Consider the following 24,994-nt stretch of genomic DNA (forward strand, 5'->3'; position numbering starts at 1 on the left):
GTGACTCACCCTCGACTGCGATTCGGGCGAGTTCCGACGCATGTCGTTGCCGGTGATCAGCGCTCCGTAACGGAGCGCGCGTCTCACATGTCCAGCTCAGCCAGGAGACACCGATGGTGATTCAAGAGGTCTCGGAAGGTTCGTCGGGGAGCCAGGTCTCGCAGACGGCCTCCACACCCGGACCCGGTAAACGCCGGCAGCGGAAGGTCTCACTTGTCACGCGGTTGCGGCGTGACTACCCGGTCCTGCTGTTGGCGATCCCGGGAATGTTGATCATTCTCGCCTTCCAGTACTACCCGCTGTACGGCAACGTCATCGCCTTCCAGGACTTCCAGCCCTATCTAGGGGTCAGCAGGAGCCTCTGGAACGGCGTTGAGAACTTCGATGTCATCATCAACGGTGATCCGGAGTTTCTGAACGCGGTCAAGAACACCCTGATCCTCACCCTGATCCAGACCGTGATCGTGTTCCCGGCGCCCATCGTCGTCGCGATCACCCTGCACACACTGCTGTCGAACAAGCTCCGTCAGCTGGTTCAGTCGATCCTCTATCTCCCGCACTTCATGTCCTGGGTAATCGTGGTCGCCGTCTTCCAACAGGTGCTCGGTGGCACTGGAATGATCAACAACTGGCTCCGGAGCCACGGCTACGACGCGCTGCACATCATCGGAAATGCCGAGGCGTTCCGCGCTCTGCTCACCTCCCAGGTGATGTGGAAGGACACCGGTTGGGCCACGATTCTCTTCCTCGCAGTGCTGTCACAGATCGATCGTTCGCTGTACGAGGCATCTGCCGTCGACGGTTCGACCCGCTGGCAGCAAATCCTGCACGTCACCCTGCCGGGCTTGAAACCGATCATCATCCTGCTGCTCATCCTCCGACTCGGGGACTCCCTGTCGGTCGGTTTCGAGCAAATCATCCTGCAGCAACCCGCGGTCGGCAAGGAAGCCAGCGAAGTGCTCGACACCTACGTCTACAACAACGGAATCCTCGGCGGCGCCTGGGGAGTCTCCGCGGCCGTCGGGCTGGTCAAGGGCATCATCGGACTCGCCCTCGTGCTGACCGCGAACAAGCTCGCCCATCGACTCGGCGAGGAAGGGATCTACCGAGGGTGACCAAGCGTCGATATGCAGTGATTGACGGCATGCCAATGCCGAGCTGGACAGAAAGGATCACCAAGGGGATATTCCTGACCGTCATCTGCGCCCTCGTCGTACTCCCGTTCGTCGGCGTAATCTCGACCAGTCTGGCCACGCCCGACGAAGTGAACCGGGCCGGCGGATTCGTGATGTTCCCGACGCACGGCATCGACCTGTCGGCCTACCGATCCATCTTCGCCGGCGGAACGGTTACGCAGGCCCTGCTGGTGAGCGGATTCATCACCGTCGTCGGCACCGGTATCGCGCTGACCCTGACCTGCACACTCGGCTGGGCCCTCAGCAGACGCGCAACCCTCGGCAACAAGCCCTTGCTGATGCTGGTCCTGATCAGCCTCCTGTTCAACCCTGGTCTCATTCCGACCTATCTGGTGGTCCAGCAGTTCGGTCTGCTGGACAGCCTGTGGTCGGTGATCATCCCGACAAGTGTCAGCGCGTTCAACGTGATCGTCGTGCGTGCGTACTTCACCGGGTTGCCGGCTGAGATCATGGACGCCGCGCGAATCGACGGCGCATCGGAGTGGAAGATGTTCCGGCACATCGGACTTCCACTGTCGAAAGCGGTCATCGCTGTCATCGGACTCTTCTACGGCGTCGGCTACTGGAACAGCTTCCTCAACGCCATGCTCTACATCAACGACGCCAGCAAATGGCCGCTGCAACTCGTGCTACGCACCTACGTCGTCAACGGCGTCGAGCTCGGTGGCCAGGACCTCGGCGTGGGAGCCGAGGCCGTCCCGCCGCAGACGACGATCCAGATGGCGATCCTGATGATCTCCGTACTCCCGATTCTGTGTGTCTATCCATTCATCCAGCGCCACTTCGCCAAAGGCGTACTCACTGGCGCCGTCAAGGGTTGATCGAAGAGTTCAATGCCACCTGCGAGAGGTTTCACGACAATGACGATGTTCGAATCCCGGCCTCTGTCCCGACGAGCTGTGCTTGCAGCTGTCGGGGCCGTCGGATTGTCCGGAGCCTTGGCCGGATGCTCCAACGCAGGCCGCGGCGGAGCCACCGGAGCCAACGACGCGGCCTCGAAGTCGAAGGTGCGGCCGGCCTACATCCGGTACCAGGGTGTCGAGCCTGACATGTCCGGCGCGGAGTACAACATCCCGGACGCGTTCAACCGGTACCCTGCCCAACCGGTGCAGGCGATCGCCGATGCGCCCGGGGACGGCAGGCCGATCCAGGTCATGACCTTCACCAACACGCCGATCCCGCCGAAGCTGTCGGGGAACCAGTTCTGGCAGGAGTTCAACAAGCAGGTTGGCTCACCGGTGCAGGTCAACCTCACCCCCTCGGTCGACTACGACCAGAAGTTTGCCACGGCGGTGGCCGGCGACAAGCTCGGCGAGCTCTTCATGATCGGTGGCGTCCCGCAGAAGCCGCAGATGCTGGAGGCCAAGGCGGTTGACCTCACCTCTCACCTGTCCGGCGACAGGATCAAGAAGTATCCGTTCCTGGCCAATCTGCCCGAGACCAGCTGGAACTCCGCGATCTTCGACGGCAAGATCTACGGAGTCCCCATCCCCCGGGGAGCAATTCAGTCTCAGGCGCTGTATGCGCGCAAGGACATGCTGGAGGGGGCCGGACTCCCGGTCGAGGTGAAGAGCGCAGACGAGTTCATCGAACTCTGCAAGGCCCTCACCGACAAGCGCAAGAACCGGTTCGCGCTAGCCGCCGTGCCAACGCAGTACGTCCGCAACATGTTCGCCATACCCAACGGCTGGAGCGAGGAAGGCGGCAAGCTGGTCAGCAACCTGGAGGACCCGGCACAGGAGGACGCCCTGCAGATCCTCCAGAAGCTGTGGAAGGCAGGCTACATCCACCCCGACGCGTTCACCGGACAGAACCAGGATCTGAAGACGCGATTCGGCAACGGGACAAGCCCCCTGGTGTTCGACACCTTCAGCGGCTGGCCGACCTACCTGCAGACGATGGACAAGGAAGCGGAGATCGCGATCATCGCCCCGCCGGCACACGACGGCTCCGGGGTCGGCAGGACCTGGCTGGGTCCACCGACAATCTCCGTCACCGCCATCAGCAAGAAGGCTGAGGACCGGGTCGAGACACTGCTGGCCTACCTGAACTTCCTCGCGACACCGTTCGGGACCAAGGAGTACCTGTTCCGTAAGTACGGCATCGACGGCGTCGACTACAAGACCACCGACGGCAGCCCGGTGCTCACCGACAAGGGCTTCAGCGAGGTCCAGCTCGGCCTGCAGTACCAGGCCGACGGCCCGTGGACGATCTTCCTTCCCGAACGGCAGGGCAGCGCCGAAGCGTGTTTCAACGCGATGAAGGAGCTATGCCCCCAGTCGATTCAGAATCCAGTTGCGGGCATGTACTCCGAGACCGACAACCGCAAAGGTGGGCAGATCGGCGGGGACATCAATGACGTCACCAACGACATCATCCAGGGCCGCAAACCGGTGTCCGCCTGGGCTCCGGCAGTAAAGAAGTGGAAGCGCGACGGCGGAGACAAGATCGCCGAGGAGCTGTACGGCGCACTCAAGGTCTCGCGCTGATCACACGAGTGGCTGACGCCCTCGCCGACGTCATGGGGCCAGCAGTGCGTGACGCGGTGCGGGAGGGGTTGGCGGATGCGGTGGTAGACGTGAACGTCGCCGGCGAAGCGGTGCCCGTCGACGGGCCGAACTAGGGCGCACACCACAGCCGACAAACGCCGGTCTGGCCGCGCCTGCGGCGCTTGTCGGCTACGCCTTCCGTCGTCGAAGCCTCGGTTGGCCCTTGGGCGGGTGAATTCGCCAGGGACTCGACAGCGCGCCCATCATCCAGGTCATGGCCCGACCCGGGCGAGGTCGTCGCCTAGCGGATGGAGTCGATGGATTACGGTCACGGCCCCGTCGGCCCCCTTGTCGTCGGTGCCATCGATAGCCATGGGAGACCAAGCTACCCGCCTGCCACTGGGCACAGGTGTTCCCGCGGATTGGTCGTCATAGATCCATGTAGAAGAGCACCTCGTGCTGCCTTCCGTGCGAGGGGGGCGGAGCGCTCGGGTAAGAGGGGGAGTCGCCCGTACTTGATGAAGCCGAGCTTGCGCATGGCCGCGGCGGCAGCGGGGTTCTCGGTCGAGGTCTCGAGGCGGACCAGACCCCACGCCTGGGCCTCGGCGATGACGGCGCGGCCGAGGGCGGAGCCGACTCCCTGACGTTGGTGATCGCCGGCAACCACCCAGTCGTCCAGCCGTCCGACATGCGGGTCGACGCGTTTGCGGCAGAGGTCGATCTGCCCACCGGCTTCGACCGAGGCGTGCGCCCCCTTCAGCATCAGCATCGCTGTCCCGACCACCTGGCCGTCGACTTCGGCAACCAGATGTTCGAGCACTCCTGGCCCCCGATCGGGGGCCGTCCAGCGGACCTGCTGGTCAACCTGTTCCAGTGTGCCGCCCTTGCACCCGCGAACCCCAGCCTGGTCGCCTGTACGGATGGGGCGGACGACGATCGCTTGGCCGAGCCTGGTGCGCTCACCGCTCACGATGTGACCTGCCGACCAAGGAAGCACGCGCGCATTCGGCCTTCTTTCCCGTTCGGTCCGAGCTGATCGGCCCTCGGCTGACCTCATACTTGCGGAACATGCCTCTGTGATGATCATGCCCCGCGGACAGCACATGAATCGCGCTAACTAACCGGGTATGTACTTCACAAGAAACGTGCATGGGTCCTCGACAACGTGCCTGACGCCGGCATCGTCCTTGTAGCTCCACACGTCGACATAGCGGATGCCGGTGCTTTAACTGAGCCTCTCGTACAACGCCATGGCACTGGGATTGTCGTCGCCTGCGCCGACGCCGATCCACTCAACGCCACGATCTCGAGCGCGGTCTTCGGCGGTGCGGATGAGCGCCGTTCCGATGCCTCGGCCCCGCATCTCGGCGCGGTAGACGAGCAGCCCATTGATCTCCGGACAGCCTGGGTAGGCGTTCCGGACCTCCGCGCTCTTGCACTCCTGCCAGAGAACCTCGCAGTGCCCGAGCGGAACATCGCCATTCCACGCCACCAGGTAGGTGTACTCACCCATCCGCTGCCGCTCCACCTTCAGCGCGTGGTGGCGGTTCGGACCAGTCGGCGACGCCTGCTCCAACGCCTCCACATCCTCGGCGGTGCACTCCCGTATCAGCCCGCCCCAGCACGCTACAAACCAACGATCCGAGGTCGCCAGTCAATAACCGAGGGGTGGCCGGGTGCACGCCCGCCCTCCTCGCACGACGGTCCCCGGCCTCCACCTCGGCCCTCAAGGGTGGCGCCTTCGGCGTCACTGCGTGATCGGCTCCGCCGACCCTTGACCGCCTCCGCTCTGATCTTCAATCTGGCTGGTTGCGAGGACGCGGTGGCAGTGCCATTGGCACGTGTTCATCACACGCACTCGCCTGCGAGCACTGCTGTTTTGGCTGGACTGCTCGGTTCCCGGTTCCGGGCCGCCTCTGCCGGCTGTCCCCATCCCAGGGGCGACCTTTGATCGTCGATGGCTGGTGAGGGCCATTCGGGGGCGCGTCACGGGCACGCTCCCAGCGGCCGGCGGCGTCGCTAGGGTTTGTAGATCTTATGCCGCACATTAGGTGGCGCGAACCATCACCAGTCAGGCGGACTCGAGTCCGCGCTTCAGCAATTTCCTGGCGCGGTGATAGCGGCTGCGGATCGTTCCCTGCCGTCGGCCCAGGACTCCGGCCACCTCGACCAGGCTTAGCCCTTCCCAGTGCACCAGGCGGACGATCTCCTGGTCGAGATCCGGGAGCCTCGTGAGGGCTGTGTGGAGGTGGTCCAGGGGTCCGATCTTGTCGTCATCTATGCGTCCCGGCTGGATGGCGAGCTCGTGGCGCAATCGGTCTGCGAGCGCGCTGCGGCGGTTGGACGCACGCCGGTGGGTGGCAAGAACGCGGCGTGCCACCCCGTACGTCCACATCCGCGCGGCCGCGTGGTCCTGCGGAACCGCGTCGGCGCGGCGCCACAGGACAAGAAATGTCTCCGCGAGGAGGTCTGCAGCGTCCTCGATGGGGCTGACGCGTCTCATGAAGTAGGCAAGCAACCCCGCCGTCTCGCGCTCGATGACTCCCTCAACTAGGAACGCCGTGTCGACGCACGCAGCACGCTCCGTAGCGCTCCCCACCGTCACTTCCCGACCTCCTGGCACGAGGCCCCGTGGCCGGTGAACGTCGGCTTCTCTCCGTCTTCGCGGTCGAGTAGGCCAGGTACGACTCCAGCCGCGAACTCGTAGAGACGTGTATCCAGCGCCCTGGTCAAGACCTCGGACTGGCTGCGGGGGACTCCGGTTTCTGCCGCGCGGCCTACGAGCAGGCGTTGTCGCTCGGGGGACCAATCCAGGTTCGCGACAGCGTTGTCGATCCGTTGCAGCTGCTCCCGGCTCAGGTTCTCGAACTCCATGAAGACCTGGCATCGGACCGGGGCCCCATTGGCTCGCTCTTAGTCGAGCGGGATCGGGGAATCGACGCGCTGGAGACCGGGCGGGAGGGACTGGAACGGCGGGATGCTCATCTGGTATGCCGCCACACTCGCGCCCGCAGACAACACAGCGACACCTGCGAGTACGCCCCCGGCGAGCACGAGCCGCCGCGACCACGGGCGTTGCTTGACAGGTCGAGAGTTCACCAGCGGCGCGTCAGCATGGGCTCTCGTCCGCTCGGCCAGCTCGGTCGCTGCAGCGGTCGCCGCGGCGGAGGGTCGCGCTGCGCCGAGACGTAGCAGTTCGTCGAACTCGTGGTCCTGCATCGGAGTCTCCCCCTGGTCGGCCGGTGTCATCCTTCCCATGGCCGGACAGCTCCGGATCGTCGCACGCTGACACCGGCGTTTGTGCGGTTTGTTCTGGCGTGTCAGTTCGCCTTGGCGGCGCGCCCGAGGCGGATGGCCGAGATGAGGAAGAAGATGCCGCCGGGGATGGCGTAGCCGATCGCGTTGGTCAGCACGGGGTTGTCCGCGGCGGCACTGGCGATGAACGATCCGCCGGCGAGCACGGAGATGCCACCGCTGATGATCATCGGCCACTGGCCGCCCATCTTGCGGCGCTTGACACCCACGATCAGCTGCACCAGCCCGGCCACGACCGCCCAGGCACCCCACACGCGCAGGACCGCCGGGATGCCGGACGTGCCGGCGACGGCCAGGCCAGCCGCGGCGAGCAGGCTGACCACGACGTTCACGTACAGCAGGGTGGGCGATCCGGTGGCGCGTGACGCGCGGGCGTCGATGGCGGCCGCTGCCACGTCGAACAGCGGGTAGATCACGAGCAGTGCCACGGCGAGCGGCCCGAGGTGCGTGGCGGTGGAGAACATCGCGAGGGCCCAGACGATGGCGAACACGAAGCGGACGAAGTACAGCCGCCGCAGGGTGGACGCCGTCGTCGAGATGCCGGGTGCGGTGACGGTGGTCATGGTGATCCTTTCGGTGGTTATTGAGGGGGACCGCGACGAGCGGGTGCGGTCGGAACACCATCTTGAAGAACGAACGTTCTGTCTCGCCAAAGGTAGCGATCGTGCGTCGACCCGTCAAGATAGAACGTTCTACCCACCTCGTGCGACCACCTTGCACTGCCGGCCGTCGTGCCGGAGGGTAAGCGCGTCCGTCGCGCCACCGACAAGGCGTGGCCGGACCCGATGGCCCGAAGGTCGAGACCGAACGTTCTGTTCGCTACCATGGGCTCATGGCGGGTAGCGAGACTGGCGTCCGGCCGTCCGAGGCGCGACAACGGCTCCTCAACGCGGCGACCAGGATTTTCTACGGAGAGGGAATCCACTCGGTCGGCGTCGACCGGATCATCGCCGAGGCGAAAGTGACCCGGGCCACTTTCTATCGGCACTTCCCCGGCAAGGAGGATCTCGTCCTCGCTTATCTGCAGGCGGCCGACCAAGCCATCCGCGACCAAGTGGGCACGGCCTTCGCGGCCGGCCTACCGGCGCCCGATGACGTCCTCCGGGCCGTTGCGGAGTCGATTGCCCGGAACATCCAGTCCGCCGGCTTTCGCGGCTGCGCCTTCCTGAACGCCGTGGCCGAGTATCCCGACCCCGACCACCCCGTGCACCAAGCCGTCCTCGCGCACCGTCAGTGGTTCCTCGACACGATCAACACCTTGCTGGCGAGCATCCAGGAAGCCGAGGCCGAGCCCGCCGCGCAGCACTTCGTCATGCTCCGCGATGGCGCCATGGCGGCCGGCTGCCTCTTCGACCCTGTACTGATCTGCGAGACCTTCCTCCGGGGCGTCGAGGGACTCATCCGGACTCACGCCGCACGCCAGCCATCTTGAGCTGCGATGAGCCTGCGTGGCCGGGCGATCTCTTTCACCCCGGCGTCGGCCACACCGGATGCGCTCGACAGAGTTTGTGGCCGTAGGTTTTGATCCCACCCCTCGCCGGGGGAACTCTGTAGGCGTGTAGTCGGGACCCGGCTCCGGCGAGGATTCAGTCGTCCTAGAGGCCGGCTGAGTGCGCCCTCGTCGCGCCGTGGCGCAGGCCGTCGAAGAGGATCGCGGTGATTTGCTGAGCCTCCTCCTGCCAGCCGTTGGTGGCGCGCATCTCGCAGACGCCGCCCATCGCGCGCAACAGTGTGCGCCCGGTGACGTCACCGCGGATCGCTGCCGCTGCCGCACCCGCGGCGAGCAACTGATCGAGTGACTGCTCCATCCGCGTCCGGCCGTCGTCGAAGACTGGAGAGTCCGTCGTCATGATGCTCTCCAACGCCTCGGCCATGCCTTTGCCGATGGCGGCGTGGTCGACGAGCAGCAGCATGAAGCGACGCAGGGCCTCGTCCGGAGTGTGCTGGGCGAGGAGTTCCGCGGGGGCGGCGCACAGTTCGTCGACCTCCTGGCGGTAGACCGCCTCGATGAGGGCCTCGCGCGTGTCGAAGTGGCGGTAGAGCGTTCCGACCGAGACTCCGGCCTGCCGCGCGATCTCCTCCACCCCAGTGTCGGCCTCGCCGCCGAGGAACATCGCCCGCGCCGTGGTCAGCAGCGCCTCGCGATTGCGGCGGGCGTCGGCGCGCAGCGGCCGTGACGTCGGCAACAGAACCTCCAGAAGCCCATAAGGTGAGTCGGACTCCGGTTGTGCTAGCTTTCCGGAGTCCGATTCACCTTACTGCAGAGGTTTGACCATGACGATCTCGGAAGAGGGCCTCAGCGGCCTTCGGGTGCTGGTCACCGGCGGCAGCCGCGGCTTGGGCGAGGCGACCGTCCGCCGGTTCGCTGCCGCAGGAGCGACGGTTTTGACCGCCTCGCGGGGCACGCCCCCGGCGGACCTGCCGGCCACCCACATCCCTGCGGACCTCGCGACCGAGGAAGGGGTGGCCGAACTCGGCTGGCAGGTCATCGACCGCGTCGGCGGGGTGGACGTGCTGGTCAACAACGCGGCCGCCGCGAGCGCGCCCGCGCCGACACTCCAACGGACCGACAAGTCGTGGTACGCGGACTTGGAGATGAACCTGCTCAGCGCCGTCCGGCTCGACCGGGCGCTGGTTCCGGGCATGGTGGAACAGGGCTCCGGCGTCGTCGTGCACGTCTCCTCGATCGCCAGCCGGCTGCCGCAACGCGCCGAGGCGTCGTATGCGGCGGCGAAGGCGGCACTCAACGTCTACAGCCGCGAACTTGCCACCGAGGTGGGCGGGCACGGAGTCCGTGTGGTGTGTGTCCTGCCGGGCTTCGTGGCCACCGCCGGCGCCACCGAGCACCTGACCCGCATCGCCGACCAGCAGGGTATCGGCGTGGACGCGGTCAAGCAGCAGATCGTGGACCACCTGAACGTGCCGATGGGCCGGCCCGGCGACCCTGAGGACGTGGCCGAGATGATTGCGTTCCTCGCGTCCCGGCGTGCGAAGTGGCTCACCGGCGCCGAGTTCCGCGTCGACGGCGGCATCATTCCGGTGGTGTGACCATGACCGTCAACCTTGCCGCCATCATCATCGACGCCGCCGACCTGGACGCCGAAAGCGCCTTCTGGCACCGGCTGCTCGGCGGCTCGATCACGAAAACCGAGAACCACCACTTCCTACGCGTCGACCGGTTCCCCGCCTTCGTGATCGAGCGAGCTCCAGGACACATTCCACCGGCATGGCCACAAGTCGGCGCCCAGCAGATGCACGTCGACCTGACCACCGACGACCTCGCATCAGCCGACAGAGCAGCACTCGAAGCCGGCGCGCTCCGGCTAAGGCCCGCCGATGACGCCGAGCTCGCCAACCATCAGGGCGCGCGGGTCTACGCCAGCCCCGCCGGACACCCCTTCTGCCTGCGGCCCGCCTGACACCCTCCGCCGCAGCGTGTTGACCTGCGAGCGCCGTTGACGGCTGCGCGCCTGGGGCCCTACTAGTCGTACAAACGCCGCCGTCGGAGGCAAGCGACGCGGTGTGATCTCCGTCGGCCGGGATGAGCGTGGAGAAGATCTTGCCCGCCCCGTTGGGGCCGAGGAGCGCGTAGGTCCTGCCTTCGTCGACATGCATGTCGAGGCCGTCGAGGACGACTTGTTCGCCGTAGGACTTGCGCAGTCCGGTCGCCGCGATCGCCTGGTTGGTCATGATCGGGCCCTTCGAAGTCATGTGGTCTTCTAGGCGGCGAGTGTCGACGTCAACCCCGACTTGCTCATCCGCGATTCGCCGTCCTGTGGCCCGCTGAACAGTCGCGGGTCGGACGGGGTTGCGGATGAACAAGGTGTTCAGTGGGCGGCCAACTGGCGGGGCTCGGCGGTTTCGGCAGCCACGGACGGAACGCGTTGGGCTCTGATGATCACCAGCGCGGTGGTGACGGTCGTGACCAGCAGCACGGCGGCGAAGGCGACGAGAGTCATGGCGTCCGGGTGGATCAGGGACTGGCCGCGCCCGGCTTGCCAGGTCACCACTGCGACCAGCCCGGAGTAGCCGAGGGCGGCGCTGCCCACCAGACGAGCACGTACCTGCTCGTCGCGCAGCCACGCGTGCTTGGTGGAAAGGGCGGCCAGCGCGGCGGTGATCAGGAGTAGCGCCTGGATGCCATGGAGGGCGAAGAAGTGGGGTACTCGGAAGTCGCCGCCGGTCACGCTCCATTTGGTGATGGGCATGCCGTGGCCGTCGGGGTCGCCGATGCCATGGCCCTGGTACATCGGCACGCTGTTGCCGTTGGCGTCGGTGACGGTGCGGGGGTGGATCTCGGTGAGCATCCAGTAGAGCGGGATGAGCATGCCGGCGGTGGCCAACCCGAGCCCGGCGCGGATGGCTCGGTTCAGGGCCGGGCCACCGGTGCGCTGGATGAGTACGACGATCGCGATGATCAGCTGCGCGATGACGATGATCATGACGCCGTAGGTGAGGATCGGTTCCACGGCCAGGGTGACCGGATCGGTCTGGTCGGCGTTGAAGTGGCTGAAGGTGCCCCGCGCCGCCTGGAGTGTGATGACGCCGACTTCGGCGATGGCGGCCAGCGCGAAGACGGTGCCGACCCACCAGCCCAGACGCCTTCCCTTGGTCAGCTTGGTGAGGAGCCATGCCAGCGTCCCGGCGTAGAGGGCGAAGGCGAAGCCGAACTTCATCGGCTTGACCCATACCGACTCGTCCAGCAGGGTCCGGCTGTCGACGATCAGCCCGACAGCGCAGATGACCAGGAGACCCAGCATGAGGGCGGCACAGACCGCCAGCGGGCGATGCCATGTGCGCCAGGGGGTGAGCAGGGATGTCATGAGGCTCCAATCAGAGGTGACGACACCAGGGCCGCTCCCGTAGTCACGATCGCGACGCGCAACGTTCAGCGCGAATCAAAAGCTAACTTGCATTCACAGATTCGTCATGAATAGAAGGCGTCTCTCAGGCGGAAAACTGCCAACTACTTGCAATGACAATGAGATCGAATGCAAGTGAAGGGCCGACCTGTACTTGCAATGAAGTGCTGGAGAACGAAAGACTGTCCCCGGACTCGAAGATCAGCGGAGCGCAGCGACAGGAGGCGACGCCCATGCCCGGAGGCAGGCTGACCTACCAGGACCGACAGCGGATCGCCGAGGGACTTGCCGAAGGGCTCACCCCGACCGAGATCGCCGCTCGCCTGGAAAGGCCACTGTCGACCATCACCCGGGAGGTCAGCCGCAACGGCGGTCCCGACGGCTACGAGGCTGACAAGGCACACCGGGCCACCAGCGAACGCGCGCACCGGCGCCGGCCGACGGCCGTGCCACCGGCCCGCGCCGAAGCATCAGGACATAACCCCGAGGCGATGCATGACCTGGAGGAGAAATTCACCGCGATAATGATCAACACGGGGCTGCCGCGGATGACCGCCCGCGTGCTCACCTGCCTGTATCTCACAGACAGCGGCAGCATGTCGGCGGCCGAGCTCGTCCAGCGGCTCCAGGTCAGCCCCGCCTCCATCTCCAAGGCCATCGGCGAGCTCGAACAACAGGAACTGATCCGTCGTGAACGTGCCCCCCGCCGACGGCACGACCGGTACGTCATTGACGCCGACGCCTGGTTCCGCGGCTGGATGGCCAGCGCCCGCCAGAACGCTGCGTTGGCCGATTTCGCCCGCCAGGGAGCCGAAACTCTCGGCGCGACCTCACCCGCCGGCGCCCGGCTGCAGGACATCGGCGAGTTCTTCGAGCACGTTGGCCACGCCATGCTCCAGGCGGCCGAACAATGGCGGCAGGCCTACGTCGCGCGACCAACGCCCGACGGCGACGCGGCGTAGGTGCCGATCGAGGCTGAGTGCCACCACGGGGAGGCCTCTTCACACATGCAGAAGGGATGCCCAACCGGGTCGGCGAAGATGTCGATGGGGTAGACGTCGCCCTTGTCCGCAAGCTTGGTCCCGCCCAACCTGAGTACGGTCCGGGCCGCGACTTCGAGGCCGTCCACGATGAGATCGAGGTGGGCTTGCTGGGGATATGCTGCGTCTGGCCAGCGGGGCGCTCGGTAGTCCTTCACTCCCGTGAATGCGAGGTAGGGGAGGATGCCCTCCTCCCTGCCGATCATCACCCAGTCCTCGTAGGCCTCCCCTATGCGTTTCATGTCTAGAAGTTCGATGTAGAAGGAGGACAGGGCGGCGGGGTCAGGACCGTCCAGTACGAAGTTGGAGACGACTGCACGCACTCCAACCTCATCTCTCCGGCTTTCGTGGGTGCCTGTGACGCTACTGAGGCTCTATGACAGGTGACGTCCTATTCCCTTCGCGTCGACGAGGAACCCGAAGGAGCGTCGGGCTTTGACCGGTGTCCTGCATCGGGTCGCGGAGACCGAGGGCCGTAAGCTTCCGCGGCTCGGGCGGCCTCTTGGCCGGGTCTTCCTCCAGTCAGGGGCGGCGCGCAGCCTGGACGCGTCGAGCAGATGGTGGCTGAGAGCACCGATCCGGCAACACACGAAAGTCGTTTGCTGGGGCGTTGCGGGGTTTGTTAGCGTCCCGGAGTCAGGTCTGGAAAGGGGGTGACGCTCATGTCTCATCAAGTGACGGCGTCGCCTGAGAGCTGCCTCTAGTCTGACAAGTGCCGGGGCCTCGCTGCTGAGTTCACAGTGGAGGCTCCTTCATGCGTCTTTCTCTCTTGTTTCGCCTGCGCCTGTTCCTGTCCCGGCAGCGGTCGAGGGTCGCTGCCTACATCGGATTGCTGCTGATCGCGGCGCTGCTCGCCGTCCTGGTCCCGCTGGCGTTCCAGCGCGCCGTTGACGACGGGCTGACGGTCGGCGCCACGAAGACCGCGCTGACCTGGACCGGCGTCGCGCTGGCGCTCGGCCTCTTTGCCACCGGAGCGGGCGCCGTCGCGAACGCCATGGGCGCCGAGATCGGTGCCAGGGTCTCTGAGGCCCTGCGGCGGTCGCAGTTCGACACGATCACGGCCCAGCCGTACGCCTTCCACGCGCAGTCCAAGGCGGGCGCGGTAATTTCCCGGCTGACCCGCAGCCCCTCGGCGGCCCAGAACCTCATCCAGTCGGTCTTCGGCACGCTGGTCGGGCAGGGAGTACTGCTGATTCTGGCCGTTGCCATGTTGGCCAGGTTCAGCGTGACCGCGTTCGTGTTCGTGCTGGCGATGGCGCCGCTTTTTATGATCCCGTTTCGTGTGTTCAACAAGCGGCTGTTCGCCGCGGGACGCGAACAGACCGCCGCGACCAGTGAGGCCGAACACTTCCTCACCGAACGGCTCAACGTCGAGGGCGCGGTGACCCGCCACCTGCTCCACTCACACCCGGCGGAGTCCACGGCCTTCGCTGCCCACGCGGCCAGGATTCGGGCAGCCCTGGTTCACCGCAACGGCAGCTTCTACGGATCCCAGTTCGTCACCTCCGCCCTCGCCGCCCTCGGTGTGGCCGGCGCCTACGCCGCGGGCGCTCTGCAGGGCGCATCGGTGGGACAGGTCGTGGCGATGGCCGCCCTGGTCAAGCTCGTCTATGACCCCCTTGTCCTGATCAGCATCCAGGGGCTCGGCCTGAGCGGCGGCATCATCGAACTGGAACGGATCTTCGCGGTGCTGGACCTGCCGCGCCACCAACTGGCGGGGCGTCGGGAGCTGGACGCGGCGGCCAGGCGACTCAGGTTCGAGCAAGTGTGGTTTCGTCATCCGGCTCCCGGAACGGCGACCCTGCCCGACCTCGCCGCCGACGCCCCCACCGTCGGCGAGGACGACTGGGCGGTTGCCGACCTCACGTTCGCACTCGTGCCGGGCAGGACGACAGCGCTGGTCGGCCCCAGCGGCGCGGGCAAGACCACCACGGCGCTGCTCGCCGTCGGCGTCCACCAGCCGACCGAAGGCCGGATCACGATCAACGACGTCGACCTGGCCGACCTGTCCCCGGCCGCACGGCACCGGGCTGTCGGCATGGTGACCCAGGACGTCTTCGTCCTGCATGCCAGCCTCCGCGACAACCTCAGGCTGGCCCGACCTGAGGCGACCGACGCGCACATCGTGGAAGCCCTGCGCCACGCCCAACTCGCCACCCTGATCGACACGCTGCCGCAGGGACTCGACACCACGGTCGGTGACCGTGGCTTCCGGCTGTCCGGCGGAGAACGTCAGCGCCTCAGTCTGGCCCGCCTCTTCCTGGCCGACCCCGACATCGTGATCCTCGACGAGGCCACCGCCCACCTGGACACGCTGACCGAAGCCGCGCTCCACGAGGCGATGACTCGCCACCTCACCGGGCGCACCATGCTGGTCATCGCCCATCGGACCAGCACGATCGAGAACGCCGACCAAACCATCCGCCTCGACCACGGCCGCATCGCCGTCATTCACCACAACCGCTGGGCGCGCAGCCAGCAGAACCTGGTCTAACCCGCGGCTGAAAGCTGAGCTGTTCTTCACATCCCAGGGGACGGACACCGAAACAGCACGCGGCGGTGAGGCCGGCACGCGTCCATGACCGCGCGCAGGTTGCCGCAGCCGTCGGTGCTGTTTCGGTCTCCGGTCCATGCTCCGCGACCGGATTCGGCTGGTCGGGATCTCGAGCTGTTGCGACCGTCCTCCGGGGCGAGACGGGGTGAACCGTGATGAACCTACCTAGCGGGGCGACGGGGGAGGCGCCCTCAAGCTCGATTCGAGACGGTGCGCTAGTCAGCGTCAGGCGCGGGCCAGTCCAGGTGCTGGACTGCGGAGCGGGCAGTGGCCAGCTCCGCGCTGGTCAGTAGCGCTTCGGCGTGTGGTGCCGCGCCAGCCTTAGCCTGGATCCGTGGACCGGGTGGGTTGGTGATCTTGGTTGTGGGTTTGGTGGTGTGGGCTGCGGCTGGGCAGGTCGGGCTCGCTGGTCTGCCCAGCTTTCCTTTGGTTTCTGGTCGGGCCTTGACGGCGGGTGGGCAGGTTTCAGGCGAGGCGTGGTGGCCCGGTCGCAGGGCGGAACACGTTGTTCCACAGGGTTTTCCAGTGTTGGGCCCAGGGCCAGTGCTCGGGCAGGTGCAGCACGGTCCGGCGCCCGGGGCGGGCCAGTCGTGCAGGGACGGTGACGATGTGACGGCGAAGCGTCGCGCCGCGGGCGAGGGCGTGGCGGGGGCTGGTGAGGGTTCCGGCGGCGCGGAGCAGGTTGTGGCAGATGGCGGCGCAGATCGCCCACGCGCTGTTCGCGGCGAACCGGCCTGAGGGCAGGTGCGCCAACGGCCCGTCGATCAGGTCAGCGAACACCGTTTCGATGATCGCGTGCCGGCGGTGGGTGATGTCAGCATCGGCGGTGGGTTCGGTGTTGTTGGTGAAGAACGGGTGATGACGCCATACCGGGAACAACTCCTCCTCGCGGGCGCAGTCACGGACCCGGCGCACGACCAGCCGGGCGGTGACCGGGTGCCTGGTCGAGGCGAACGCCGTGAACTCCACCTCCGCGACCTCAGCATCCGAAATCAACTCACCGGTATCGTCATCGACGACCGCACCGGGGTAGTGCACCGGTGTCCAGGCGTCTTCGGCGATGCTGGCGATCGCGGCGGTGACCGCCGGGTTCTTGGTGAGCACCACCGAGAACCGCACGCCTGCCTTCACACACGCGCCGACCACGGCGTGGTTGCCATACGCCGAATCGCCCCTCACCAGGATCTGCCCGCTGGCGCCGGCGGCGCGGGCGGTGGCGATCGCCTCCTTTGCCATGCTCGCCGCTCCTTTGCCGGAGCCGGCCCGTCCGGCGCGCAGCCGGATCCCGGCCACCACCGGCGCCCCCCTGGATCGTGCTGATCGTGGTCGCCAGCGGCGACAGGCCCCGGCGCAACACCTGCCGGCCGCCGATCTTGGTGTGCCCGAAACTCCCGCCCTGCTTGGCGTGCCCATAGACCGGGCGCAACAGCGAGTCGATATCGATGAACGCCTGGGTCTCGATGCCGGGCAGCAGCCCGCTGGCCTGGACAAGGTTGACCAGATGAGCCCGCGCGACCGACGCCAACTGCATGCAGTGGCCGTGGGTGAACTCCCGCAGAAACTGGCCAAGCGTCGCCGGCGCATACACCCCGCCGAACAGCCGGCGCATCCCACCAGACCGGATCACATCCAGATCATCGATACAGTCCGCGCCGGCAGCCATCCCGGCAATGATCGAGGTGAGCTTGCCCGCCGGGTTGGCCGCCGCCGAAGCCACCGTCGTGGTCCGGATCGCGACCCGCTCCTCCACCAGCTCCGACAGGCCCGCCCGCTCGGCCAACGCCATCACCGGCACCAGCCCCGCACACGACACCAGGTTCTGCTCATCGAACACCGGCGTGGCCCGCGACCACCCATACGGTAGTTTCACTCTCAGTGCCTTTTGGATCGGGTTGGATCAGGACCTAGACACTCCAGATTCTCCCGATCCAGAAGGCACTTCCTCTGCTACCACGCCGAAGGACCACTCACCCGGTCCACGGATCCAGGCTTAGAGGCTGGAGCTCTGGCGGTGAGCCCAGGGGCATAGCCCGCGAGGTCCGTGCCAACAATCAGGGGTCCTGGGCCGCGTCCCGATAGGCATCTGGCAGCGGTGGACTGCCTTTGTGTACCCGGTCGTGAGCGATCATCACAGTGTCGATCTCCCGACCCGATGACAGCCGGACGACGGGGTGCCCATTCGGCCAGACCTGCCACATTGCGCCCGGCAGTGTGTTCACCAGGACGCTCCCGAGGTAGGTCCCGGCCTCGTTACCCAGCCACGCGCTGATCACGTTGCCGTGCGACTGGCCGATGAGTCGATCAAGGCGAGCAAGCGACTGCTCGCTGCCATCGAGGTCAACACCGATCGTGGCGGCCAGGTCCCGCAGTTGGCGGCACTGCGCCAGGTGTCCGGCGAGCTGCTCAGGATCCTCAGTGCTGGGACCGTAGACCGCGAGTCCCCGCGCCATTCCATGGCGGTGCCGCCGTCGGCGGATGAAGTCCAGGCCTCTCATGCATCGACCATAAGCGTCCCGACTCATGGCCACCCAGCTTTGCTAACGGCACGGGGCCGCAGGCAACGCCCGTCCGACACTGGATGGTCAAGCAGGGTGATCACGGGCATTGGCGGGCAGTCATGCTCCGTCTGATTCGGGCCAGAGTTGGATGCTTTGGTCCGCTGCGTCCAGGATCAACTGAGCGTCGATCTCGGCTCTGCTCTCTGTGAAGCGCCCCGGGTCTGGTGGAGGCTCTCAATCCATGGAGGATGAGAGTCATGGCGGCACCGAGGAAGTACGGCGACGAGCTGCGTGAGCGGGCCACCCGGATGGCGGTGGAGGCGCGTAAGGACCCGGCGAGTCGGCCGGGTGCGATCGCTCGGATCGCGGAGCAGTTGGGGATGCATCCGGAGACGTTGCGTGGATGGGTGCGCCAAGCCGAGATCGACGGCGGGGTCCGGCCCGGCACGAGCAGCGACGAGTCCAAGCGGATCGCGGACCTGGAGCGAGAGAACCGTGAGCTGAAGCGAGCCAATGAGATCCTGCGAACGGCGTCGGCGTTTTTCGCGGCCGCGGAGCTCGACCGCAAGATCAAGTAAGCGTGCCGACAGCGGTGCTGGTCGACTACATCGACGCCCACCGCGACAGGTTCGGGGTCGAGCCGATCTGTGAAGTCCTGTCCTCTGGCGGGACCAAGATTGCCCCGAGCACCTACTACGCAGCCAAGACCAGACCGGCCTCGGCCAGAGCGATCCGAGACGCCGAACTGGTGCCCGTGATCCGTCAGGTCCACACCGACAACCTCGGTGTCTACGGCGCCCGCAAGGTCCACGCCGAGGTCAACCGGCAGGGCACCCTGGTCGCCCGGTGCACCGTCGAACGCCTGATGAAAGCCGAGGGGCTGGCCGGGATCAGGCGGGACAAGACCCGCAAGACCACGCTGAGCGAGGGCGCCGAGACCAAGCGTCCCGAGGATCTGGTCAAGCGTCAGTTCCTCGCCCAGGCTCCCAACCAGCTCTGGGTGGCGGACCTGACCTATGTCCGCACCCACTCGGGCTGGGTCTACGCCGCGTTCGTGCTCGACGTGTTCTCCCGCATGGTCCTGGGGTGGCAGGTGTCTACCTCACTGCGCACCGACCTGGCCCTGGATGGGCTCGACATGGGTCTGTGGGCCCGGCAGCGAGCCGGGCAGGACGTCACCGGGCTCACCCACCATTCAGACCGCGGAGTTCAATATCGAGCCATCCGCTACACCCAGCGGCTGGCCGAGGCCGAGGCCGTCGCCTCGGTTGGTTCCAAGGGCGATTCGTATGACAACGCGATGGCTGAGGCGTTCAACTCGCTGTTCAAGGCCGAGTGCATCCGCAACCCGGCCATGCGCCCCAGCGGGGGCTGGAAGTCCGTCGGTGACGTCGAGATCGCCGTCGCCGAGTACATCGACTGGTTCAACCACCGACGCCTCCACGGCGAGATCGGACTGATCCCGCCGGCAGAGTTCGAGGCCAACCACTGGGCCAGCCTCACGACCGAGCACTACCCTGAAACACCCGTCCCCGCAGCGGTCGGATCCAAGTAACCGAGTCTCCACGAAACCCGGGGCGCTTCACTGGTATGTCGAAGGCGGGCCACTGGCACACGAACGTCAGCGGGCCCGGTGGTGGAAGCGGCCAGACCCACAGGCGCCAGTCGGCGAAACGGCGACCGCCGCCGGTCGTCATCATCTGAAGGGTCGGGTCGTGAGGCTCGGTGTCCCTCATCCGTGGCCCGCCGACGGTCAGGTTGGTGCAGCGGCGGCCGTCGGCGAACTGGATCCCGAACCGTAGGAACTCCGGCCGGACCTCCTGGCTCTCTTCGGTGTCGCTGAGGAGCATGGTGGTGCCCAACGGACGCTGCTTGGATCTCAGGGTCGCGACGAGCCAGAGGTCGAACCCGTTCGGGTAGCCAGATAGGCCACTGATCGCTACCGCAGCCTCGTCGGTACGGGCCAGGACGATCCCGGAAGTCGCGACCGCAGCTGGGATCGCGGACTCGGGACGCTCCCATGCCATGCGGGGCCGAAGGCGCGGAAACTCGGGCTGTACGTCGTCGAAGAACCCCACGTCATCGACCCTAGATCCCAAACGAGATCTCCGTGGCACGCCGGGTGCTGATTCCAACAAGCTGCGAGGCAGGACAACGATGGGCACCTAACCTCAACTATTCACGGAAATTGATCTAGTGGTGATGGATTCTTGTTTGGGCTTGCGTGGTTGTGAAAGCTGCTTGCGGGTAGGCTGGCGCGCCCGGCGGCTGGGCGCCGGTTGTTGTTGTTCAGTGGGGGTTTGCGGGTCTCCGTTTCTGCGGCTCGCGAGGTGGTCAGGGACGGCGGGTGTTAGCCGAAGGCCGTACGGATGCGCGTCCAGCCTTTCTCGATCGCGGGGCTGGGGGTCCAGGAAGAGTCCAGTTTCAGATACAGCTGTCGGGCGGTGGAGACGATTTTTCCGGCGACGTGTAGGACTTTGTAGCGGAAGGTTTCGGGTGTGGCTTTGGCGATCCCGGGGTGGTCTTTGAAGCCGAGCAGTTTCGCCCAGCTGATCAGATCCGCGGCGGCGAGCGCTATCTCGAACCAGGCCTGGTTGTGGCAGAACGCGTCCAGCGGCAGGTTGCCCAGGCCGAGGTGGCCGGAGTCTTTGATCCGTGCTTCGACGTGGGCGTGCTGGCGGTGTCGTAGCTCCAGTCCCTGGATCTGGTGGGGGACTACACGGGCCGGGGTGTCGGTGATGAACGCGGTCAGCCGCATCCCGTCACTGGTGGTGTTGTGCAGTTGGAGTTGGGCGCCCGGATGCGGGCGTTCCTTGCGTAGGATCAGCCGGGTGCCTTGCGGCCACTTCGACAGATCCACACAGTGTGTGGCTTCGAACACCATGGCACCGTCACGGATCCCGTCGTCTTCGATCGCGGTCGCCCACAGCTGCTCGTCCACCGCGTCGGCGATCCCCACATAGGTGGGGGTCGACTCGGTGGAGAAGCTGAACTCGCAGTGTTTCTGCCGGCAGTAGGCGGCGAAGTCGTAGGTCGCCCCGGCCGCATCGGCCCGGATCAGGATCTCCGGCGCACCGTCGACGCCAGGCCGGTAGGACTCCGGGAGCGCTTCAAGGGTCAGGTCCAGCAGTGTCTTGTGGTCGGCGATGGTGTTCGACCCGGCGTTTCCGGGCCGAAGGATCCCAGCCAGCGACTCCCCGCCGGAGATCTCGGGCCGGTCCAGATAGGAGTGCAGCGGATGGAACCCGAAGCTCTTCTTCCAGGTCGGTGCAGCGCCGGACTTCTCGCTGTGAGCGATGGTGATCGTGGCATCGAAGTCGATGTGCAGATACCCACCGGTGGCCTCCAGGTCCGGGGCCGCTCCCGCCTGCCAGGCCCGCTCACGCGCCTTCGCCCGCGCCTGGCGCACCAGCCCCAGATGCTGTTCATCGATCCTGTCGACCAGCCGCCACACGGTCGGCTGACTGGCCACCGCCCCGTGCAGTTGCGGGCGGTCCCGCAACACCGCGATCCCCGACGTCGACGTCGCCCCATCGGCGATCGCACACGCCTGATCAGCGAACACCTGCCCCGGGGAGTGAAGCCACGGGCCCCGATACGTGTCAGCCAACGCCTGGGTGACGAACCTGGTCAGACCCACGAACTCAGCGAGCTCGCGCAGCATCGACACACCCGCATGCGAGGCCAACCCGTGCCCATCCGAGCTGACCCGAAGCCGCGGCCCAGCCACGCCACCCCTGCCGCCAGCCGAACCATCCTTGCCTCGGCGTGCCTTCTTCCCACCCGACGAACCCTTGCTACGCTTCACCTACGGAGTGCCTTTCTGCGAGAAAGATCGTTGTCCTCAAACACCGATTCTTCCTTACAGGCAAGGCACTCCGCCGCATTTAGACCCCGTGCCGCCGACCCACGTGAATAGCCGAGGCTAAGCGACGACCCTACTGACAGCGCGACCTTGAAGCTCACCGCATGGTCGACTCCGAGGCTGGTCGCTGGAGCGACGGCCGCCACCATCATCGCCAGTCTCAGTCCAGGCACACCGGTAGGTACCCGCCCTCAACCACGACCCCATCACCGTAGCGCTCCGCTACCCGGGCACGAATCTCATTCGCGTCCTCGGCAATGCCAAGGACCACCACTCCGCGAGTCACATCGGGCCCACTTCGACGGGGGGTGACCCCGTTGGCGCGCCACAGATCCCAGTCGCCGCTGACTCGCTCCGCCAAGGCGAACAGGTCAGCCCCGTTCCGAGGGGAGTCGACGAACCTGACACGTACGGCGGGGAAGCGCTCAGTCACCGCCGGGTCCAAGTCTGGCGCGGCGTGCGACGTTCGGTGGACCACGACACTGTCGTGATCCACCACTACAGCAGTGAACGAGGAGGGGAACGCCGTTCTGGCGAACGCCTCAATCTCATGCGCGGCCTCGCTAGTCGCGGCGCTGGCGCGCAGCTTGGACATAGCGTCGTCGCTGATTGCCCCGGGTGCGGATGCGCCTGGCGGTGGCGGCTTTAGTCGACCGATGGACGTGAGAGGGCCACCACATCCGTTGGCCATGCCTGGCTGCCCGGCGGCGTCACCGACAGTTCCTCCCAGGAGCAGAGCCGGCATGATCATCGCGAGCAAGACTCGGGACCTCCTGGCCGCGAACAGCCGCATGACTCCATGCTAGGGCAAGGCCCGCAGCATTCTTGGGCGGTACCTCAGACGTTTCACACGAGAGGCGAGCCGCGCCTAGTGTCCGCCAGCCTTCCAAGGTGTCAGCTGTGAGGGTTGGCCATCAGATACCCCCAATGCCGTTGGGGGTCGAGTTGCAGGACGGTCTGTGGAAAGAGTCGCTCACTCGGAAAGGAGGCTGGTGCGTTGTGTGGTAAGCCAGGCTGCTTCCTCTTCCAGTTCTGCAAGGTCGCCCCGGGCAAGGAAGTCTTGGAAGGGGGCGATGCCTGCCGCTCCGAGTGTCGCGACTCGATGGTGTTCTGTGGTCTGGAGCTCGACGAGTGCGTCGAGAACTGCTTCCCGTTCGGCTCCGTAGGCCTCGCATAGTGTGGCGAACCGGCGGCGGTGGTCGGGCTTGGCTGTGAAACCGCAGGGCTGCCAGCCGGCTTCGCCTCGGTAGAAGGGAACCGCGTACCACGCCGCTTGGGCGAGGTCCCACAGAGGCGGCGCGGGTTCGGCGAAGTCCCAGTCGATGAGTCCGACGAGCCGGTCCCCGTCCCAGATCGTGTTCCACATTCCTACGTCGCCGTGGCGAATGCTTCCACCTGGCAGGGGAGGGCCTGCCGGGCTGGTACGCCAGACCGCCTCGGTCGGGGGAACGAAGTGCTGGAGGGCATCGGTCAGATCCCGCAGCATCCGGCCAAGGGCGTGCAGGCCCTCCTCGGAGCGCAGCGCGGGCGGCCACGGGCGCATCGCCGGCGTGCCCTCGATGTAGGTCAAGATCTCACGGCCGTGCTCGTCGATGCCTAGTACTACAGCCGTAATTCGTGATCTCGGCTGGTCGGCGGAGTTTCGATGCTCGGCGTGTTGCTGTGACAGCGCGCGGCCGCCGCGACATTGTCTGCGTTTGTGAAGACGATAGACATTGAGGCGGCGGCCGCTGCTCTCAGCGTAGAGGTCGCTGGGTGGGAGCGGGAGTTGGACGCGCTGATGCGTCGGGTTGGGTCGTGCTTTGTCCGGCCGGAGACCGCTCGGACGGCGCGGGACGTGGTCGACGGTCTGCTTGCGGGCCTGCCCAGGGCTAACTGCTGGACGCTGGCTGAGCATGCCGGGCACCGCAGCCCGGATCGGATCCAGTATCTGCTCGGCCGTGCGGTCTGGGACGACGCGGCGGTGCGAAGTGAGTTGGCCGAGTACGTGGCGGCGAACCTGACCGACGGCGTGGATCCGGATCGGGTGGTGCTGGTGTTCGATGAGACAGGGGATCAGAAGAAGGGCAGCCACACGGTGGGGGTGCAGCGGCAGTACTCAGGCACGTGTGGTCGGATCGAGAACTGCCAGGTCGCGGTGTTCGCCACCCTGGCCAGCCCGCGCGGGCACGCGTTCATCGACGTCGGCCTGTACCTGCCCCAGTCCTGGACAACCGATCCGGGCCGGCTGGCGGAGGCCGGCGTGCCTGAAGATGTGGAGTTTCAGACCAAACCGCAACTGGCGCTGGCCATGACCGACCGGGCGTTGGCCGCCGGCATCCTGCCCGGGTGGGTCAGCGCCGATGAGGCCTACGGCGACAATCCCCGACTGCGACAAGCCTTCGAGGAACGACACCTGAACTACGTCATGGCAGTCTCATGCGACACCCAGATCCCCACTCCAGCAGACACGAGCACCGGCACAGGCACCGGCAGAATGCGAGCCGATGAGTTCGCCGCGCAGTTACCGGCAACCGACTGGCACCTGGCCTCGGCCGGCAAAGGCAGCAAAGGCGAACGGCTCTACCACTGGGCCCTCACCCGTCTGGCAAACCTCAGCCGAGCTGGCTACCGGTGGCTGCTGGTCCGCCGCCATCCGGCCACCGGCGAACAGGCCTACTTCCTGTGCCATGCCACCACCGACGTCAGCCTGGCAAGACTGGCCACGGTCGCTGGAACTCGCTGGCGAATCGAGGAGAACATCCAAGTCGGCAAAGGGTGCGCCGCACTGGACGAGCACCAAGTCCGTACCTGGACCTCCTGGCACCGCTGGACCACCCTGGCCATGCTCGCCCACGCCTTCCTCGCCGTCCAAGCAGGCCCAGACAGCCATCCCGACCCCAGCAGAGCAATGGTTCCCCTAACCTGCAACGAGATCCGGCACCTCAGAGCCACCATCACCCACCCAAGCCACCCCCTAACCCACACCATCCGATGGAGCCGATTCCGCCGCCACCACCAACACCACGCCCGACTCTGCCACTACCGACGACGAAACCAAGATTACGAATTACGGCTGTAGTACTAGTAGGACTTTGTCATGTCGATCATGGTGGGGCGAGTGCTTCGATGTGGTCGATGGTGACTTCTTGTCGGCAGGTGGGGCATGCGCCGGCGATGAGGGCGAGCACGATTT

24 protein-coding genes and 1 pseudogene are annotated in these 24,994 nt (G+C 66.3%); 10 read left to right on the forward strand and 15 right to left on the reverse strand.

The genetic code is table 11. The annotated features are described in order from the left end of the window. Positions 1-113: 113 nt before the first annotated feature. The 3 genes from HEB94_RS12240 (at position 114) to HEB94_RS12250 (ending at position 3,685) form a co-directional block, all read left to right on the forward strand. Positions 114-1,115 (forward strand): ABC transporter permease, encoded by a 1,002-nt coding sequence (locus HEB94_RS12240; RefSeq protein WP_238361500.1) that lies wholly within the window; start codon positions 114-116, stop codon positions 1,113-1,115. Positions 1,116-1,144: 29 nt separating this feature from the next. After that, positions 1,145-2,017: a carbohydrate ABC transporter permease gene (locus HEB94_RS12245; RefSeq protein WP_192750003.1), complete on the forward strand. Its 873-nt coding sequence runs from the start codon at positions 1,145-1,147 to the stop codon at positions 2,015-2,017. A 117-nt stretch (positions 2,018-2,134) separates the two neighbouring features. Beyond that, positions 2,135-3,685 carry an extracellular solute-binding protein gene (locus HEB94_RS12250; protein WP_192750004.1) on the forward strand — a complete coding sequence of 517 codons (1,551 nt, stop codon included), beginning with the start codon at positions 2,135-2,137 and terminating at the stop codon, positions 3,683-3,685. A gap of 385 nt (positions 3,686-4,070) precedes the next feature. Here HEB94_RS12250 and HEB94_RS52405 read toward each other — a convergent pair whose 3' ends face one another. The 6 genes from HEB94_RS52405 to HEB94_RS12280 all read right to left on the reverse strand — a co-directional run bounded on the left by HEB94_RS52405 (position 4,071) and on the right by HEB94_RS12280 (position 7,563). Next, positions 4,071-4,655, reverse strand: a complete 585-nt coding sequence (locus HEB94_RS52405; protein ID WP_192750005.1) for a GNAT family N-acetyltransferase — start codon at positions 4,653-4,655, stop codon at positions 4,071-4,073. A 255-nt stretch (positions 4,656-4,910) separates the two neighbouring features. Next, on the reverse strand, positions 4,911-5,261 hold the full coding sequence (locus tag HEB94_RS12260; RefSeq protein ID WP_238361501.1) for a GNAT family N-acetyltransferase: 351 nt from the start codon (positions 5,259-5,261) through the stop codon (positions 4,911-4,913). Positions 5,262-5,756: 495 nt separating this feature from the next. After that, entirely contained in the window at positions 5,757-6,290 is a 534-nt protein-coding gene (locus tag HEB94_RS12265) for a sigma-70 family RNA polymerase sigma factor (protein ID WP_202896300.1), read from the reverse strand. Next, on the reverse strand, positions 6,287-6,559 hold the full coding sequence (locus HEB94_RS12270) for a hypothetical protein (protein ID WP_192750006.1): 273 nt from the start codon (positions 6,557-6,559) through the stop codon (positions 6,287-6,289). The genes HEB94_RS12265 and HEB94_RS12270 overlap by 4 nt, the downstream gene beginning before the upstream one ends. A 39-nt stretch (positions 6,560-6,598) precedes the next feature. Next, positions 6,599-6,904, reverse strand: a complete 306-nt coding sequence (locus tag HEB94_RS12275) for a hypothetical protein (RefSeq protein WP_192750007.1) — start codon at positions 6,902-6,904, stop codon at positions 6,599-6,601. A 101-nt stretch (positions 6,905-7,005) separates the two neighbouring features. Next, positions 7,006-7,563, reverse strand: coding sequence for a hypothetical protein (locus HEB94_RS12280; protein ID WP_192750008.1), 558 nt, complete (start codon positions 7,561-7,563; stop codon positions 7,006-7,008). Between the two features lie 269 nt (positions 7,564-7,832). Between HEB94_RS12280 and HEB94_RS12285 the strand changes: the two genes are divergently transcribed. Further along, positions 7,833-8,432 (forward strand): TetR/AcrR family transcriptional regulator, encoded by a 600-nt coding sequence (locus HEB94_RS12285; protein ID WP_192750009.1) that lies wholly within the window; start codon positions 7,833-7,835, stop codon positions 8,430-8,432. A gap of 163 nt (positions 8,433-8,595) precedes the next feature. On the opposite strand, the gene HEB94_RS12290 is transcribed toward HEB94_RS12285, so the two are convergent. Continuing rightward, positions 8,596-9,186 (reverse strand): TetR/AcrR family transcriptional regulator, encoded by a 591-nt coding sequence (locus HEB94_RS12290; protein WP_192750010.1) that lies wholly within the window; start codon positions 9,184-9,186, stop codon positions 8,596-8,598. Positions 9,187-9,274: 88 nt separating this feature from the next. Between HEB94_RS12290 and HEB94_RS12295 the strand changes: the two genes are divergently transcribed. Together HEB94_RS12295 and HEB94_RS12300 are read left to right on the forward strand one after the other, a co-directional pair. Then, the gene (locus tag HEB94_RS12295) at positions 9,275-10,048 is read left to right on the forward strand and encodes an oxidoreductase (RefSeq protein WP_192750011.1); all 774 of its coding nucleotides are present in this window, start codon (positions 9,275-9,277) and stop codon (positions 10,046-10,048) included. Between the two features lie 2 nt (positions 10,049-10,050). Next, positions 10,051-10,419, forward strand: a complete 369-nt coding sequence (locus HEB94_RS12300; protein WP_192750012.1) for a VOC family protein — start codon at positions 10,051-10,053, stop codon at positions 10,417-10,419. 408 nt (positions 10,420-10,827) lie between these two features. Here the strand turns inward: HEB94_RS12300 and HEB94_RS12305 are convergent, their stop codons facing one another. Further along, a complete protein-coding gene (locus tag HEB94_RS12305; RefSeq protein ID WP_192750013.1) occupies positions 10,828-11,823 on the reverse strand; it encodes a hypothetical protein in 996 nt (331 codons plus the stop codon). 272 nt (positions 11,824-12,095) lie between these two features. Between HEB94_RS12305 and HEB94_RS12310 the strand changes: the two genes are divergently transcribed. Continuing rightward, the gene (locus tag HEB94_RS12310) at positions 12,096-12,824 is read left to right on the forward strand and encodes a GbsR/MarR family transcriptional regulator (protein ID WP_192750014.1); all 729 of its coding nucleotides are present in this window, start codon (positions 12,096-12,098) and stop codon (positions 12,822-12,824) included. Here the strand turns inward: HEB94_RS12310 and HEB94_RS12315 are convergent. Then, positions 12,785-13,225 carry a VOC family protein gene (locus HEB94_RS12315; protein WP_192750015.1) on the reverse strand — a complete coding sequence of 147 codons (441 nt, stop codon included), beginning with the start codon at positions 13,223-13,225 and terminating at the stop codon, positions 12,785-12,787. The genes HEB94_RS12310 and HEB94_RS12315 overlap by 40 nt on opposite strands. Before the next feature lie 431 nt (positions 13,226-13,656). On the opposite strand from HEB94_RS12315, the gene HEB94_RS12320 reads away from it, so the two are divergent. Beyond that, positions 13,657-15,396, forward strand: coding sequence for an ABC transporter ATP-binding protein (locus HEB94_RS12320; RefSeq protein ID WP_192750016.1), 1,740 nt, complete (start codon positions 13,657-13,659; stop codon positions 15,394-15,396). A 525-nt stretch (positions 15,397-15,921) separates the two neighbouring features. Here HEB94_RS12320 and HEB94_RS12325 read toward each other — a convergent pair. After that, positions 15,922-17,326 (reverse strand): annotated as a pseudogene (locus HEB94_RS12325) (IS1380 family transposase). A 181-nt stretch (positions 17,327-17,507) separates the two neighbouring features. Then, complete coding sequence (locus HEB94_RS12330; protein WP_192750017.1) at positions 17,508-17,951, reverse strand: DUF6278 family protein; 444 nt, start codon at positions 17,949-17,951, stop codon at positions 17,508-17,510. Between the two features lie 260 nt (positions 17,952-18,211). Between HEB94_RS12330 and HEB94_RS12335 the strand changes: the two genes are divergently transcribed. After that, positions 18,212-19,509, forward strand: a protein-coding gene (locus tag HEB94_RS12335) for an IS3 family transposase (protein WP_238361380.1) whose coding sequence is annotated in 2 segments (ribosomal slippage) — positions 18,212-18,503 and positions 18,503-19,509 — 1,299 coding nt in all. Because the reading frame shifts where the segments join, the coding sequence is not laid out codon by codon here. Here HEB94_RS12335 and HEB94_RS12340 read toward each other — a convergent pair. From HEB94_RS12340 to HEB94_RS50500, 4 genes are all read right to left on the reverse strand, one after another. Continuing rightward, positions 19,454-20,032, reverse strand: coding sequence for a hypothetical protein (locus HEB94_RS12340; protein WP_192750018.1), 579 nt, complete (start codon positions 20,030-20,032; stop codon positions 19,454-19,456). The genes HEB94_RS12335 and HEB94_RS12340 overlap by 56 nt on opposite strands. Before the next feature lie 272 nt (positions 20,033-20,304). Further along, positions 20,305-21,684: an IS1380 family transposase gene (locus tag HEB94_RS12345; RefSeq protein ID WP_192756397.1), complete on the reverse strand. Its 1,380-nt coding sequence runs from the start codon at positions 21,682-21,684 to the stop codon at positions 20,305-20,307. A 295-nt stretch (positions 21,685-21,979) separates the two neighbouring features. Further along, positions 21,980-22,612: a hypothetical protein gene (locus HEB94_RS12350; RefSeq protein WP_192750019.1), complete on the reverse strand. Its 633-nt coding sequence runs from the start codon at positions 22,610-22,612 to the stop codon at positions 21,980-21,982. Positions 22,613-22,792: 180 nt separating this feature from the next. After that, entirely contained in the window at positions 22,793-23,389 is a 597-nt protein-coding gene (locus HEB94_RS50500; RefSeq protein WP_238361502.1) for a phosphotransferase, read from the reverse strand. 210 nt (positions 23,390-23,599) lie between these two features. On the opposite strand from HEB94_RS50500, the gene HEB94_RS12360 reads away from it, so the two are divergent. After that, complete coding sequence (locus HEB94_RS12360) at positions 23,600-24,880, forward strand: IS701 family transposase (RefSeq protein ID WP_192756202.1); 1,281 nt, start codon at positions 23,600-23,602, stop codon at positions 24,878-24,880. Positions 24,881-24,994 lie beyond the last annotated feature (114 nt).

Source organism: Actinopolymorpha pittospori (assembly GCF_014873875.1).
Taxonomy (GTDB): domain Bacteria; phylum Actinomycetota; class Actinomycetes; order Propionibacteriales; family Actinopolymorphaceae; genus Actinopolymorpha; species Actinopolymorpha pittospori.